The following is a 15,473-nucleotide window of genomic DNA, read 5'->3' on the forward strand; positions in this document are numbered from 1 at the left end:
GCATGTGACTTCTGATTCCAGGACATAAAATCACTCATGTAATCCTTATATTGACGTTGGAGTTTCTTCCCGTTTACGCCATAGAAAAATCCAATAGTATGGAAGTCTGAAGCCTTAGTATCGACTAATTTCTTTTAAAAAAGCAGCAAACTCCTTTGTCATACGAGTGCCCTGCGCTACCAAATTCCAATCTCTTTCAATTACATTTCCACTATCCTGATCCAACCATCTCCTGCGCTTAACATGTAAAAAAACACGATGTCCTCGTAAGGGAAAATCTTGGATGGTAATCTCTTTATGGAAGCCCTTAGACATTAATCGACCGAAAGAGTTCTCTTTTGGAGGGGTGTTGCGCTCCTCAAAATAAAGATGCATTACTTCACCATGCTTTTCGCTTTTTATCAAATCAAAGTGGTCAACCAGAAAAGAGGGCAAGACCATTTTTATAAAGTCAAGATAATTGTCCAAGGTGTGTGTTTTTGCAAAGATCGAACCTTTACGCCAATTTCCCCACAACTTTTGAGATTGATCCAGATAAAGCCTACCTGGAGAAGGGTAAGGCTACAAATCCTCCAACCTTCTTTGTAAAATATTATATTGATTTTTCACTAATTTCTATTATGGGAATACATAAACAAAAGCTATATGTAAGGGAGGTTGTAATTTAGGTTCTTTCTAGTTACTTTATTTTGTATTATTTTATGATAAAAATTGCGTTATATTTCATTAATTATGTAGTTGTTAATTTTGCTATTAAAATATGAAAATGATTTTTTAATACCAATTTAAGTGTTGTTTTGATATTTTATAAAGTATATTATGTTGATATGTTTAATTTTTTATGAAATTAAATCAAATATACTAAATCGTTTTAGTATATTCGTTAAATGTTAAAAATATATTAACTAATCAAAACCACACTTTAATGAGAAAATTTAATATTTTGAATTCTGCATACGAAAAATGCAGAAGGAAAACTGCATGTCATCGCAAAAGGACTTTTCAGTGTTTATTGATCTTTGTTCTTTTTTTGTTAGGCAATAGCAAAAACGTTTTAGCAAGCAGCTTTCAACAAGATTCTAGGACTGTTACAGGTACAGTTAAAGACAGTAATGGAGTGCTCCTACTCGGTGTTTCCGTAAGGGAAAAAAACACGACTAATGGAGTGCAGACCGATTTTGATGGAGAGTATACGATAGAAGTGGATGGAGAGAGTTCGGTCCTGATATTTTCCTATGTGGGGATGCGTACTCAGGAAGTGACCGTAGGTAACCAAACGGAGATCGACATTCAAATGGAAGACGATGTTCAGTCGCTTGATGAGGTTGTACTCGTAGGGTATGGAACACAAAAGAAAATCAGCGTGGTAGGAGCTCAGTCTTCCGTCAAAGCAGAAGAACTGGAACAGCCGGTAGCTAATATAGGCACCATGCTTGCCGGTAGGGTAGCAGGTTTAACCGGTGTACAACGTGACGGCTTGCCTGGGTATGATGGAGCCGATATTTGGATAAGGGGTATTTCAACTTTTACGAATGCGGGGCCGTTAATACTCGTAGACGGGGTACAACGTTCCTTGGATAATTTAGATCCACGGGATATCGCCTCCTTCACAATTCTTAAGGATGCTTCGGCAACTGCTGTCTATGGTATCCGGGGAGCAAACGGCGTGATTCTTATTGAGACAAAAAGGGGCAAAATAGGAAAACCGGAAGTCTCAGTCGATTATAATGAAGGATGGACCTCGTTTACCAATATGCCCGATCTGGCCGATGGAGAAACGTATATGCACCTGGCCAATGAAGCCTTGATAACAAGGGGACAGGAGCCCAGATATTCTGAAACCTATATAGAGAATACAGTAAATAAAACTGACAAGTTTCTCTATCCTGATGTCGATTGGATGGATGCGGTTTTTAAGGACTTCGGACGGAACCGCAGAGCATCGGTAAATGTAACGGGAGGCGCTGAGGATGCAGTGTATTATGTTTCATTGGGATATTATGATGAAACCGGATTGTTTGTCACTGACGGACTGGAAAGCTATGATTCCGATACCCGGTTTAAGCGATATAACTTTACTTCCAATTTAACCCTGGACATTACCAAAACTACTAAAGTAAATGTTGGAATCCAGGGCTATCTCTCGGAAGGAACCTATCCGGGGGCGGGGGTAGGGAGTGTTTTCAGTGCTGCAATGGAAGCCCCGCCCGTGGAGTATCCAGTTTTATATCCGGGCGGTTATGTTCCCGGGAAAAGTTCAAACGGCGGACTCAGAAACCCCTATGCCGACGTTGCAAAACGAGGATACAGAAATGAAAATAAAAACCAGATCTATTCAAATCTTCGAATCGATCAGCAATTAAGTTTTATTACCGAAGGATTATCCTGGTCCGGGATGTTCGCCTTTGATTCTTATAATGAGCAGTTTATTACACGATCAAAAAGAGAAAATACATATTTTGTAGACCAGAACTTTCCATATACTGAAGATGGGGAACTTTTATTGAATGAAACCTATACAGGTCAAAATTTCCTTGGATATGGCAGAGATAATGGAGGAAATCGCAGGTTCTATCTGGAAACGAGTTTTAATTACAATCGCGATTTCGGGAAGCACAGCGTAAGTGGACTACTGCTTTTCAACCGCTCAGACTATGTAAATGCTTTTGCAGATGATTTCACGGAGTCAATACCATTCAGAAATCAAGGACTGGCCGGGCGTGCAACTTATAGTTATGATAACCGCTATTTTTTTGAGGTAAACGCCGGTTATAACGGTTCCGAAAACTTTGCTCCTGAAAATCGTTATGGATTTTTCCCTTCAATTGCAGTGGGATGGGTAGTTTCTAATGAAAAGTTTTTTGAACCTTTAACTAAATCGATTGACTATCTTAAAATCCGATATTCTGATGGTTTAGTAGGGGCTGATTCAGGAGCAGGAAGATTTTCCTATTTGAATCGGGTAGAAAGAAATAATGACTATGGATTTGATTATGGCGAAAGTATTCAATTTACTCCTGGGATACGAGAAACTTATTATGGAGTAGATGTAACCTGGGCCGAATCCAGAAAACAGGATCTTGGTTTTGAATTGAATATGTTCAAAAGTAAGCTCCAGATTATTTTTGACCTCTTTAAAGAACGCACCGAAGGAGCATTTCTTCAGAGAGGGGATCTTCCGAATTATATAGGCTTGACAACGGATCCTTATGGAAATCTTGGCATAGTTGAAAATAAGGGGTTTGACGGTTCCGTAACTTACAATCAGAACTTCGGGAAATTCCGGTTGGGTTTTCGAGGAAATTTTTCTTATAACCGGAATGAGATTATTGAAAACGGTCAGCCAGAACAATTATATGAATGGCAGAACCGACGGGGTACACCATTACTTGCGAGGTTTGGGTATGTAGCCGAACGTTTGTATACACTGGCAGATGATACAAATAATGATGGCTTCATTACGCCTGATGACAATGACTTCCCCGATCAGTTCGGACAGATCATGCCCGGAGATGTTAAGTATAAGGACCTGAATGGGGATGGACAAATCGATTCTTATGATCAGAGAGAGATCGGTCAGGGAGATGTTCCCGCCCTGACCTATGGTTTCGGAATCACCGGTGAGTATAAAGGATTTGATGTTAGTGTTTTCTTTCAGGGCCAGGCCGAGGCTGATATTATGCTAGGTAGATCTGGAATCCATCCGTTTGTCGGTGGTGGAGGTACTGGAAATCTTTATACCGTTGCAGTTAACCGGTGGACACCCGAAAACGATGATCCATATGCATTATATCCAAGATTATCCTATGGAGATACGGGATTAGGGCAGAACAACAACACCCAGGAAAGTACCTGGTGGATTAGAGATATAGATTTTTTAAGGTTAAAAACTGCCGAAATCGGATATACGCTACCTAAGAATATTGCGGATAAGATCAGTCTTGAAAATATCCGCTTTTACCTTAGAGGAACCAACCTTCTCACTTTTAGCAGTTTTGATTTGTGGGACCCGGAATTAAATTCCTCCGGGGATAATTCACCAAAATCAAACGGTGGTGTATATCCCAATATTTCTGTTATATCTATAGGTGTTAATGTTTTATTCTAAAAGGTAGATCATGAAAACAGCGCAAATAAAAACAACACGAATGAATACTTTAAATGATAAAGCAATGAAAAAAATAATAATACTATTGCTGGCGGTAATTACTGTATCGTGTAACGATGATTATCTGGACCAGGTTCCCGATGACCGTCTTACATTCGAAGAGACTTTCTCCAAGAGAAGTACGGTAGAAGAATATCTGACTGCTATTTACGATCACATACCCAGTGAGATGGATCAAAGATATACCGCCAGTAATTCAGGTCCATGGACAGGAGGGTCTGATGAAGCAGAATATGTATGGTCTTTCCATTTGGGAAATGCCCTGAATATTGGAGACTGGAATCCTACTACGGGACATGTGAGTTCTTTGTGGTCTAATTTTTACAGGGCCATTCGATCAGCTTCTACGTTTATGCAAAATATCGATCAATGTCAGGATTGTACGGAGGAAATTATAAAACGATTGGTAGCAGAGGCCAGGGTATTAAGGGCATTTTATTATTACAATCTCATCCGAATCTATGGCCCTGTGATCCTGATGGGAGAAGAACCTATTGCTCCGGACGCAAATCTGGCGGAACTTGGACTTCAGCGGAATACCATAGAGGAATGTGTAAATTATATTGTTAGTGAGCTAGATAAAGGAGCAGAAGAACTTCGAGGAGTTGCTTTTAGTGGAGATAGAGCTGGTAGGATGAGTCGTCCTTTTGCCATGGCTATTAAGGCAAAGATCTTACTTTTTTATGCAAGTCCTTTATTTAATGGCAATCAGGATTACGCCACCTTGCAGAATGGCGAAGGACAAAATCTTGTTCCACAAAGTTATGACGTAAACAAATGGCAGATAGCAGCTAATGCGGCCAAAACTTTTATCGATGAATTTACTCCCAATACATTCAGACTCTATAAAGTTTATAATAACGACGGATCTTATAATCCGTATTTATCCTGCCGGGAAGTTATGTATGATGATTTTAATGAAGAAATGATCTATTCAAGGCCTCGTGGTGGTATTGCTTATCATTACGATTGTACACCATATCACCTAGGGTATCCGACAGAAGTTCGCGGTGCCGGTGGACTTAGTGTTACTCAGGAAATGGTTGATGCTTATTTTATGAATAATGGAAAATCGATAGATGATCCTGGGTCCGGATACCTGGAAACCGGATTTTCAGATTTTCAGGCACCTTTTGACTTTCAGACAAGATCAACTTTTAATCAATGGATAAATCGTGAACCGAGGTTCTATGTCGGAGTTACATATAACAACAGTTTGTGGATCACCCGGAACTTTGGAGATGTCATAACTACTACCTGGTACGGAGGTAATTCAGGCAGGCAGGCAGGGGCAAATGATTATCCCCCTACCGGCTATATTGTAAGAAAGAATGTTCCCCCCAGAGATTGGAGAAACAGCGAACGCAGTATTCCATATATGAGGCTAGCCGAAATTTACCTGGATTATGCCGAGGCATTGAATGAATACGATCCGGGAAACCCGGATATCCTGGAATATGTAAATCTTATCAGGGAAAGAGCAGGTATTCCCGAATATGGCTCTGCAGACCTTGAAGTGCCTTCGAACCAGGAGGCTATGAGGGAGGCTATTCGCAAGGAAAGAAGAATTGAATTTGCCTTTGAAAGTATAAGGTATTTCGATGTACGAAGATGGAAAATAGCAGAAGAAACCTTTGCAGGATCATTCCATAGTATGGATATCAATGCCCCGGACGAAGCTGATTTTTACAATAAAGTAATTTTCGAAGAGCGTGTATTCAATAAAAGACATTACCTGTGGCCTATACCTCAGGATGAGCTTAATAGTAATCCGGATCTGATACAGAATACAGGTTGGTGAGATTTTGATTTGATATAGTTTGATTTGGTTCTTCATCTGAAAAGGGAAGGCCTCTTTTAAACTAAAATATTTTGATGAGAGAAAAATAAAATTGAAAATTAAGGTCTTTTATAACACTATTAAACAAAAACGATATCATGAAAAAATATATATACATGGTTATTGCTATAGGACTGTTTTCATTACCGTTTTCGTGTGCAGACGATAATGTTTTGGATATGGAAGGACGACCCGATTCTGTAGTAAACAATGATCCGCCGGGAGCTCCTATCAGAGGAATATCCGAAGAATGGAATGACCATGATTCGGATCTTAAACGACAATATTTTGATAGTTATGTGGCTATTTATTACAGTGGCGAAGTTGACAGGGAGATCACCTGGCCTTTTGATTTCATAAGTAAATCTTGGGAATATATACTTAACACTTATGGGACATTTGGAGATAATGACAGCAGATTGTTTGTTGCAGTTCATAAGGATCTTTACGCGGATAATTATTATGCCACATTTTTAGATGACGTACTGGATTTTGAAAGTCTGATTGATTTTTCCCTGGAAGGTGAAGAAATGAACACGATCAATACTGATAAGATAATACTAATTATGGAAGAACTTGTAGAAAATTCCGTTTACGGTGTAAAAGGAGCACCGGTAAGTGAAGTATGGCAGGATCAGTTCGTTTATATTTTCCTATACGACCTTTATAGAATTCTGGAAATGGAAGGTGATGCCCAGAGAATTTATGACAAGGCTATGGCAGCTTCGGTTTCGTATCCTTCCGAAGATACCTATTGGTTCAGAGACTGGTTTTATCCTCTTTATGAAGATTATGAAGGAGTGCGTATATTTAGTAATTTCTTTAGACTCCTCTCGGAGAAATATCCGATAAATGGAGATTCTTATGCCAGGAACCTTAATTTGGGAGAACTAATCCATTTTTTTAGTGGAGCAACAGGTAAGGATCTCCAATCCATGGCAGAAGCGGCTTTCGGTTGGACAGATGAGACTGAAATAGAACTACTCCGGGCACGTGCGGATTTTCCTGATCTCAACTATCCTTTCGACCCTGCCTCAGAAACAATAGACCTGACGGATGAGGCTACATTAACTGTTAGTCATGAAAATGGTGGAGGCTCCGATGGATCGGAAGGATCCTCAAAGTTGGTAGATGGTGATACGAACACAAAATTTCTTGTTGGTGGATTTCACGGAGACATAGATTTCTGGATGCAACAGGAATTTGTTATCCCTATGGTTATAAATAAATACTCTTTTACATCCGGGAATGATGCACCGGATCGTGATCCTAAGAATTGGAGACTCGTTGCTTCAAATGATATGGAAAATTGGGTCATACTTGACACACGTACCAATCACACCTTTGGGGAAAGAAACCAGACGAGGGAATTCAGTTTTGAAAATGAAACAGCATATCAATATTATCGCATTCATATTGAGGAAAATTATGGCAGTGATGCGATGCAGTTAAGCGAATGGAGATTGCTTGTAGTCCAAGCAATCATTCCTTCAGGGCCTGAAGATTTTACCGAAGATTCTAGCCTTAAAGTAAGCAAGGACAATAATGATGGGCCAAATGGTGAGGAAGGTTCGTTTAAAGTTATTGATGGGAATGTCAATACTAAATTTCTTGTAGGAGGCTTTTCTCCAGATATCAATTTTTGGATGCAACAGGAATTTACAGAAGCAAAGGCAGTGACGGAGTATACAATGACATCAGCCAACGATGCACAGGAAAGAGATCCTAAAAACTGGGAACTTGCCGGTTCGGATGACGAAGAAAACTGGACTGCCATAGATGTCAGAGAAAATCAAAGCTTTGGCGAAAGGTACCAGACCAAAACATTTACTATATCCAATGAAACCACATATAGGTTTTATAGATTGTATATCAAGGAAAATAATGGAAGTGATGGCTTACAACTGGCAGAATGGCGTTTGTTAGGAGAATAATTATGATTTTCGGTCCGTCGGGATATAATCCAAAATCCGGCGGACCCTTTTTACGATTAAATCAAACCAATTGATAAAAGCTACAGAACTTTGACCTCAGCTTTAAGATTAAACGAAAGGAATATATTCGAAAATATTCTGATGGTTAATATCTATTCCATTGATGGGTGGATGTGACATTGAAGACAACAAATCTAAAACACCATCTATAGAAAACCTGAAGAAGAAACAGGAATCGAATTGTTTACTTTGACCGATGTAGCGGTGATGTTTAATACTTTTAACAAAATGTTTATGGCCTTCCAACCTGATAAAAATTTATAGATCAGGTCCAGACCAGCCTGTACCACACGGGAATGAATGCTTATTTAAGAATTAAAAAGTTAGGATTATCGTTGATATTTTTCATAAAAATACCAGCTTCAAGCCGATGAATCAAAATAGTGTAAAAAAGTAATTCAAATGTTTATAAAAAAAATACTTACAACAGTTTTCTTTTGTCTTAATAGTTTTTTAGGTTCAGTTTTGGCGCAGAATGCTATTATTGGACAAGACAGTAATGAAAGGGAAAAAACTGTTTTTCAAACCGCCAGTCCCTGGATGCCAGAAATTGACATCCGGTCAGACGTGGCTATAATTTACGGAGTAAACGGAAATCCGTCGGATAAAACACAGAAACCCGCCTTTGAAGATCGTGTAAAATCCTGGCGTGTAAAAGGATATAACACCCATTTCATGACCGGAATTGCTTGGGGCGCCTATCAGGATTATTTTATGGGCCGGTGGGATGGTCATAAACATTTTGACGAAGGCCAGGTGGAAATTGATGGGGATACCATTTGGCATGGACATAACGTGCCTTATATTGTTCCACAGAAGAGTTTTATAAATTATATAAAGGAACAGGTGATTGAAAGGGTTATAGATGCTGGAATAACTTCCATTTATTTGGAGGAACCCGAATTTTGGGCCAGAGGAGGGTATAGTACAGCATTTAGAGAAGAATGGAGGGATTTTTATGGTTTTAACTGGAGGGCTCAGCATAAGTCTGCGGAAAATACCTGGTTGTCCAATAAGCTGAAATATCATTTATATTACAAAACCATAGATGAAGTTTCACAATACGCAAAAAAATATGGAAGGGAAAAAGGAATGGATGTTAAAGTCTACATTCCAACACATTCGCTGGTCAATTATTCGTCATGGAATATTGTCAGTCCGGAAGCCAGCCTGGCATCCTTACCCGGTATAGATGGTTATATCGCGCAGGTGTGGACAGGTACCTCTCGGGAACCTACTTATTTTAACGGAATACTTAAAGAAAGAACCTTTGAGAACGCTTTCCTGGAATACGGTTCTATGGTTTCCATGACGGTCCCCACAGGTAGGAAGATATTTTTCCTAACAGACCCCATTGAAGACCGTAGAAAAGATTGGGACGATTATAAAAAGAACTATCAAGCTACTTTTATCGCGCAATTGCTTTATCCAGGGGTGAATAATTACGAGGTAATGCCATGGCCCGAACGTATTTACACGAGACCCTATCGGGTAGCATATACCGATGAGCAAGTGTTAATTCCTCACGAGTACTCCACACAAATGCAGGTCATGATCAATGCTTTGACTAAGATGCCTGTATCCGGTAACAAGATAAATGGTACCAATAGTATTGGTGTGCTAATGGGCAATTCCATGATGTTCCAGAGGTTCCCGACTCATAAAGGTTTTGATGATCCCCAGTTTTCGAATTTCTACGGACAGACCCTGCCTTTGTTAAAACGGGGCATTCCTGTTCAAATCGTACATATGGAGAACCTTGGCTACAAAGAAACATTGGAGGATATCAAAGTTCTTGTGATGAGTTACTCCAATATGAAACCTCATTCCGAAGACGTTCATAAAAACCTGAATAAATGGGTAAGGAATGGAGGATTAATAATCTATACCGGGAGAGATGATGACCCTTATCAGGAAGTAATGGAATGGTGGAATCGTAACAACCTAAAGTTTAATACTCCTTCGGAAAACCTGTTCAAACATCTGGGGATTCCGGAACAAGCCGGTGAAGGGGGGTATAAAGTTGGTAAAGGTGCTGTTTTCGTGATCCGGAAAAATCCCAGTGAGTTTGTTATGGAAAAAGGCGGGGATGAAAATTTTGTGGAAACCATAAAGCATGCCTTTGAAAAAGATGGCGAAAAACTGTTGTTAAAGAACAATATGGCTCTTCAAAGAGGACCATACAGAATTATTGCGGTGATGGATGAGGGGGTAAATGAAGCAATGTATTTTTCTGATGGTCCGGTGGTAGATCTATTTGATCCGTTGTTGCCTGTGCTTACGGAAAAAACAGTTGTTCCCGGAGAACAGGCATTTCTGTACGATCTTAATTATGTCTATGATAAAAAGCAACCTGCAGTAGTGGCTTCGGCAGCCCGTATATCCGACGAACAATCGGGAAATGGGATATATACATTTACCTGTAAAGGCCCGGTAAACACGGTAAACAGCATACGTGTCTTTCTTCCATCAAAACCTCAAAGAGTGGTATTGGAAAAATCGGAGGGCAAGGAGATTTCTCCTGTAGGCTCAAGTTGGGACAGTTATTCGAAAACGTATTATCTACAATTTGATAATACCCCTGAAGGGATACATGTGAAGTTCAGCTTATGAAAATCACCCAAAAAAGTTTGATGAAATAGAGAAAAGTAGTTTACTATTTTTAATTGCCTGTATCTCATAGGTATGTAGTTTTCAAAGGTAAGTTGGCATTTATTATGGATTACAAACCAAATAAAAATAGAGGGGCAACACAAAATGACAAACCTTTTTCACTTATCGAAAATCCTCTTGAAAACAGATGGTTAAAACTTACTTTATAACTTAAGGAATAATAAAACGACAAGGAATCACAAAATGCCAGTAACTATTGGAGTAGATATAGGAGGAAGTCATATTAGCAGTGCTGCAGTTGATATGGAAAGATCAGAAATCATTCCCGGAACTTATTTTCGTGGGGATGTTAACAGTAAGGCCACCAAGAAAGAAATTTTTCTAAAATGGGCTTATGTGATTAATAAGAGCTTGGAATCTTTGAAAAATGAACAGCCTTTAGGTGTGGGGATAGCTATACCTGGTCCATTCCATTATAAGGAAGGCATAGCCCTCTTTAAAAGGAATGACAAGTATGAATCACTTTATGGTGTATCTGTGTTAAACGAATTACCGTCGTTTTTAAACCAGGAATTACCAATTCGTTTTCTGAATGATGCTACTTCTTTTGGTATTGGGGCGATCTACATAAATAAAGGCGCAAACAGGCAGCGGATAGTGGCTGTAACCTTTGGGACCGGTTTCGGGGCTACTTTTCTTAAGAATGGTCTTCCAATGGTTCATGAAAAAAATGTTCCCGAAGGTGGCTACCTGTGGGATAAGGATTTTCTTGATGGGATAGCAGACGATTATTTTTCCACGAGATGGTTTCTTTCTCGATATAAAGAACTTTCCGGGAAAAATGAAATTATTGGAGTCAAAGAACTTCTAGAATTGAAGGATATAGATCCTACGGGAATTTTTGAAGAATTCGCAGAAAATGTAAATGTGTTTCTAATGCCGTATCTGAAAAAGTTCGGAGCTGATTTGTTGGTGATAGGAGGAAGTATAGCAAAGGCTCATCACTATTTTTTGCCTGCCATCTATAAAAAATGGCTACATCAGAATGTCTCTGTGACTGTTATAGAAAACACTGAGGAAGCCAGTATTATAGGCTCAGCATATCTTTTTGATAATGTATTCTGGAATCAGGTCAAAGACGAATTACCTGTGATATAAAATTATTTTAAAAATAATATGTTCAAACTTTTTTTGAATGTTCTATTTTAGATTTGTTTAATTATTGCTCCCCTCCCCTTAAATGTAAGCTTTCCTTTTTTTACAACATTCACTTTTATCATTAGTTTATGGATTAATGCTTCACGAGCTTAAGACAACTAGGGGAAACTTTATTGTAGGCTTCCCTACATTTTTAGGGAAGCCTACAGAATGACCATCAAGGAAATGTAAACCTGCAAAAGGAAACCTTAAAGTCATCCGGTTTCAATTTTTTTTAGGATATTCCCATGTAAAGGACAAAGTTCAAGATGGAAAATAGGGGATCGATAACTAAAAAAATAGTACTTATTTTCAACTTCCAAAAATTACCAGTATTTTTGTATAGCATATGCAGCAAACGTCCGAATAAATGTGGTGAGTAATCCGGTGAGTAGGGAAAAGACGTGAATATAAAAAATGGATTATAAGATTGTTATAAGCTTGGTTCGAGTCCCGTCCGGACCGCTTTTTGAAAAAACAAAATCACTTAAAAATCTGTAAATCATGGGTTTGCGGACTTTTTTGATTTTAGATCAACTCCAAAATATTTATGATGCGTTGCAAAACCAACACCATAGCCATACCTTACAGGAAAAACACAACCTGCGGGACAGCACCCATACCCGGGAAGCCCGGCAGTACGAAGCCAGGGCCGTACAGCGTACCGGTGCTACCAGCCCACGATGGTGGTTGATCGCCATAGCGGTCCTGGTCTTTATCGTCCTTGCCCGGGTCATCCGGAAGCATTTCCGGTGGCGGAAACTGCTGAGACTTTTATTCCCCGGCAAGCCCGGATAGGGCCATTTAAGGGAATGCGTCAACACCGAACCGGTTTGGGTTAGCGGCTAAAGCAACCCGGTTAGCGGCGAACTTGATTAAGTTCGCCGCTTTTGCATTTGTGTACACGGCACAGGCAATTGGTTTGACCGCTCAACCAACTACTTCCGCGGTCAACGTATTTGGTTAAGCGGTCCACCTGAATGGTTACGCCGTCAAAGTAACCGGTTAAGCGGCTCAAGGGAATGGTTAAGCCGTCAAACCAACTACTTCTGCGGTTAACGTATTTGGTTAAGCGGTCCACCTGAATGGTTACGCCGTCAAAGTAACCGGTTAAGCGGCTCAAGGGAATAGTTAAGCCGCTCAACCAACTACTTCTGCGGTTAACGTATTTGGTTAAGCGGTCCACCTGAATGGTTACGCCGTCAAAGCAACCGGTTAAGCGGCTCAAGGGAATGGTTAGGCCGCTAAACCAACTGGTTATGCGGTTAACGTATTTGGTTAAGCGGTCCACCTAATCAGTTTAGCCGTCAAAGTAACCTGTTTAGCGGCTCAAGGGAATGGGTTAGCCGCTAAACCAACTACTTCCGGTGTCAAAGGGATTGCTTTAATGGCCGTTTTTCCCGCTCTTTAGTCCCGATTGTCCCGGTCTCCCGGGGGCTTGTCTTTTTTGAGACAGTCCGAAGGATACAGCTCCCGAACCCATTTTTGGAAGATTCGGAACTTTTATGTGAACTTTCGGAGTAACATTAATTTGAATTGATATGTGATATAAAGGATATTTGGTGATTACCTCCTAACCCTACCGAATGCCTATCATCAATAACCTATTGATAACGCTATATGGATAGTAAGTGTTTCAAGCTGAATTTCCATTACGATCCCGGATTCCTGCGTTTATTTAAAGCTCACCATAGCTTTTATGGTCCCGGAGCTGGGATCTGTCCATTGATCAAAATGCGTAGGGATGTCCAGGTAAGGAACCTCGTGTGTGACAAAAGCATCCGTAGGGAATTCACGGATATGATCAATCACGAACTGAAAATCTTCTAATATAGCATTTCTGCTGCACATCGGGGTTGTTTCTCTGGCATGTATTTCCGGGTGGTTATAGACCAGATTTCCTTTAGACAGTCCTGCAAGAGCATATTTTTCGCCATGCGCCGTATCATTTAATTCACTCAATAATTACCGAACGTTTGGTAAAATATAAAATTTGTTTTATATTTGCCCCATGAGACCACAAAAAGTATTAGACATAGAAGTAATAAACGGTTTGGCCAAAGTGTTTCGTTCTGTGGGATATGAGGGCGCCAGTCTAAAAGAATTGTCCGAAGAAACAGGCTTGAAGAAGGCAAGCCTTTACCATAGGTTTCCTGACGGGAAACAGGAGATGGCAGCATCGGTTTTAATGTATCTGGATAGATGGGTTCGGGAAAATGTTTTTCACGCATTAAGAAATACGGCAGATAAACCGTCTATACGACTTAAAAACGGATTATTGCAAATCAGAAAATTGTATGGAGAAGGGGAGGAAACATGTATCCTGAATGCCTTTTCCATGAAAACCGGGCTGCATTTGTTCCGGCAGAATATTTATGAAGGTATGAAAGAATGGCTGGATACTTTTACCGAACTGGGGATCGCCTTTCAATTATCCCCGGAAACTGCCCGGGAATATGCGATGCAAACATTGATTGAGATACAGGGGAGCCTTATTCTTACCAGGACATTAGACGATACTAAAGTCTTTGGAAAGACGTTGCAGAATATCGAAAATCGATACTTAGAGATATAAATTTTTTGTCGTCATTATTTACCGAACTTTCGGTAAATAATATTATTAAACATTTTTTGAGTCAAAATCGACACGAGTATTAACTTAAATCATGGAGAAAATGAAATTTAGAGAAATTAAAATTGATGGCCTTAGAATAGCGTACAGAGAAGCGGGAAATCCGGATAACCCTACTATTGTATTATTACACGGCTATCCGGCTTCCTCCCACCAATACAGAAAAGTATTGAATGAATTAGCGGATGAGTATCATTTGGTTGCGCCAGATTATCCGGGATATGGAAATAGTGATTTTCCTTCTCCTGAAGAATATGAATATACCTTTGATAATTTAGCCGATACCATGGATGCTTTCTTAGAAAAAATGGGCTTGGATTCTTATGCAATTATGATCCAGGATTATGGGGCACCTATAGGATTCAGGATAGCAACAAAACATCCGGAAAGGATTACCGCTATTATAAATCAAAACGGGAATGCTTATGACGAAGGTCTGGGAGAAGAATGGAAACCTATTAGAGACCTTTGGGCCAATAGAAGTGAAGCAACTGAAAAAGTATTGTTACCTGCATTTACATTAGATGGCTTAAAGTGGCAATACACCCACGGAACCAAAAATGCGGAAAACGTAAATCCTGATACCTGGCATTTGGATTACCTCAGAATGTCCCGCCCGGGGGCGCATAAGGTAAATCTTGACCTGTGGTATGATTATCAGAACAATGTGAAACTATATCCTAAATGGCAACAATACCTTAGGGATCATCAACCGCCGCTTTTGATTGTATGGGGCAAAAATGACGCATACTTCCCGGAAAGCGGGGCAGCTGCCTTTAAAAAGGATGTAAAAGTAATAGACTACAATATCTACGACACAGGGCATTTTGCCCTGGAAGAAGAAGGGGAAGCGATTATTAAAAAAATCAGATCATTTATGAAGTCAGTAGTAAAATAGATTGTGCTATTTGTCTTACTATTGCGATGAGTTGAGTTCTAGGTGCCATTTCGGATAAACCTTTGAAAAAAGCTGTCCTAAAATTTTTGAGGCGGCTTTTTTTCTTACTGAGAATCAATGATGAATAAGGT

The 15,473-nt window shown here is 39.7% G+C and carries 10 protein-coding genes; 8 read left to right on the forward strand and 2 right to left on the reverse strand.

Annotated elements, in window-relative coordinates:
• Positions 1-114 precede the first annotated feature (114 nt).
• The gene (locus tag ACVBDY_RS01475; protein ID WP_447173692.1) at positions 115-468 is read right to left on the reverse strand and encodes an ISAon1 family transposase N-terminal region protein; all 354 of its coding nucleotides are present in this window, start codon (positions 466-468) and stop codon (positions 115-117) included.
• A gap of 457 nt (positions 469-925) precedes the next feature.
• Here ACVBDY_RS01475 and ACVBDY_RS01480 point away from each other — a divergent pair, with 457 nt between their 5' ends.
• The 6 genes from ACVBDY_RS01480 (at position 926) to ACVBDY_RS01505 (ending at position 12,610) form a co-directional block, all read left to right on the forward strand.
• Positions 926-4,108 (forward strand): SusC/RagA family TonB-linked outer membrane protein, encoded by a 3,183-nt coding sequence (locus ACVBDY_RS01480; protein WP_447173693.1) that lies wholly within the window; start codon positions 926-928, stop codon positions 4,106-4,108.
• A gap of 64 nt (positions 4,109-4,172) precedes the next feature.
• Positions 4,173-5,969, forward strand: coding sequence for a RagB/SusD family nutrient uptake outer membrane protein (locus ACVBDY_RS01485; protein WP_447173694.1), 1,797 nt, complete (start codon positions 4,173-4,175; stop codon positions 5,967-5,969).
• Positions 5,970-6,106: 137 nt separating this feature from the next.
• Positions 6,107-7,942 carry a discoidin domain-containing protein gene (locus ACVBDY_RS01490; protein WP_447173695.1) on the forward strand — a complete coding sequence of 612 codons (1,836 nt, stop codon included), beginning with the start codon at positions 6,107-6,109 and terminating at the stop codon, positions 7,940-7,942.
• A 600-nt stretch (positions 7,943-8,542) separates the two neighbouring features.
• Positions 8,543-10,615 (forward strand): type 1 glutamine amidotransferase family protein, encoded by a 2,073-nt coding sequence (locus ACVBDY_RS01495; RefSeq protein ID WP_447173696.1) that lies wholly within the window; start codon positions 8,543-8,545, stop codon positions 10,613-10,615.
• A gap of 243 nt (positions 10,616-10,858) precedes the next feature.
• Positions 10,859-11,773, forward strand: a complete 915-nt coding sequence (locus ACVBDY_RS01500) for an ROK family protein (protein ID WP_447173697.1) — start codon at positions 10,859-10,861, stop codon at positions 11,771-11,773.
• Positions 11,774-12,316: 543 nt separating this feature from the next.
• Positions 12,317-12,610, forward strand: a complete 294-nt coding sequence (locus ACVBDY_RS01505; RefSeq protein ID WP_447173698.1) for a hypothetical protein — start codon at positions 12,317-12,319, stop codon at positions 12,608-12,610.
• Between the two features lie 876 nt (positions 12,611-13,486).
• Here ACVBDY_RS01505 and ACVBDY_RS01510 read toward each other — a convergent pair.
• Complete coding sequence (locus tag ACVBDY_RS01510; RefSeq protein ID WP_447173699.1) at positions 13,487-13,774, reverse strand: MDR/zinc-dependent alcohol dehydrogenase-like family protein; 288 nt, start codon at positions 13,772-13,774, stop codon at positions 13,487-13,489.
• A gap of 49 nt (positions 13,775-13,823) precedes the next feature.
• Here ACVBDY_RS01510 and ACVBDY_RS01515 point away from each other — a divergent pair, with 49 nt between their 5' ends.
• Both ACVBDY_RS01515 and ACVBDY_RS01520 read left to right on the forward strand, forming a co-directional pair.
• Positions 13,824-14,387 (forward strand): TetR/AcrR family transcriptional regulator, encoded by a 564-nt coding sequence (locus ACVBDY_RS01515; RefSeq protein WP_447173700.1) that lies wholly within the window; start codon positions 13,824-13,826, stop codon positions 14,385-14,387.
• 100 nt (positions 14,388-14,487) lie between these two features.
• Positions 14,488-15,342 (forward strand): alpha/beta fold hydrolase, encoded by an 855-nt coding sequence (locus ACVBDY_RS01520; protein ID WP_447173701.1) that lies wholly within the window; start codon positions 14,488-14,490, stop codon positions 15,340-15,342.
• The last annotated feature ends 131 nt before the right edge of the window (positions 15,343-15,473 follow it).

This window comes from Sinomicrobium halophytocola, assembly GCF_052983395.1.

Bases quoted from the DNA above. Each gene is read 5' to 3' on its own strand.
- ACVBDY_RS01480 (WP_447173693.1), top strand. From the start codon at position 926: ATGAGAAAATTTAATATTTTGAATTCTGCATACGAAAAATGCAGAAGG.
- ACVBDY_RS01485 (WP_447173694.1), top strand. From the start codon at position 4,173: ATGAAAAAAATAATAATACTATTGCTGGCGGTAATTACTGTATCGTGT.
- ACVBDY_RS01490 (WP_447173695.1), top strand. From the start codon at position 6,107: ATGAAAAAATATATATACATGGTTATTGCTATAGGACTGTTTTCATTA.
- ACVBDY_RS01495 (WP_447173696.1), top strand. From the start codon at position 8,543: ATGCCAGAAATTGACATCCGGTCAGACGTGGCTATAATTTACGGAGTA.
- ACVBDY_RS01500 (WP_447173697.1), top strand. From the start codon at position 10,859: ATGCCAGTAACTATTGGAGTAGATATAGGAGGAAGTCATATTAGCAGT.
- ACVBDY_RS01505 (WP_447173698.1), top strand. From the start codon at position 12,317: ATGGGTTTGCGGACTTTTTTGATTTTAGATCAACTCCAAAATATTTAT.
- ACVBDY_RS01515 (WP_447173700.1), top strand. From the start codon at position 13,824: ATGAGACCACAAAAAGTATTAGACATAGAAGTAATAAACGGTTTGGCC.
- ACVBDY_RS01520 (WP_447173701.1), top strand. From the start codon at position 14,488: ATGAAATTTAGAGAAATTAAAATTGATGGCCTTAGAATAGCGTACAGA.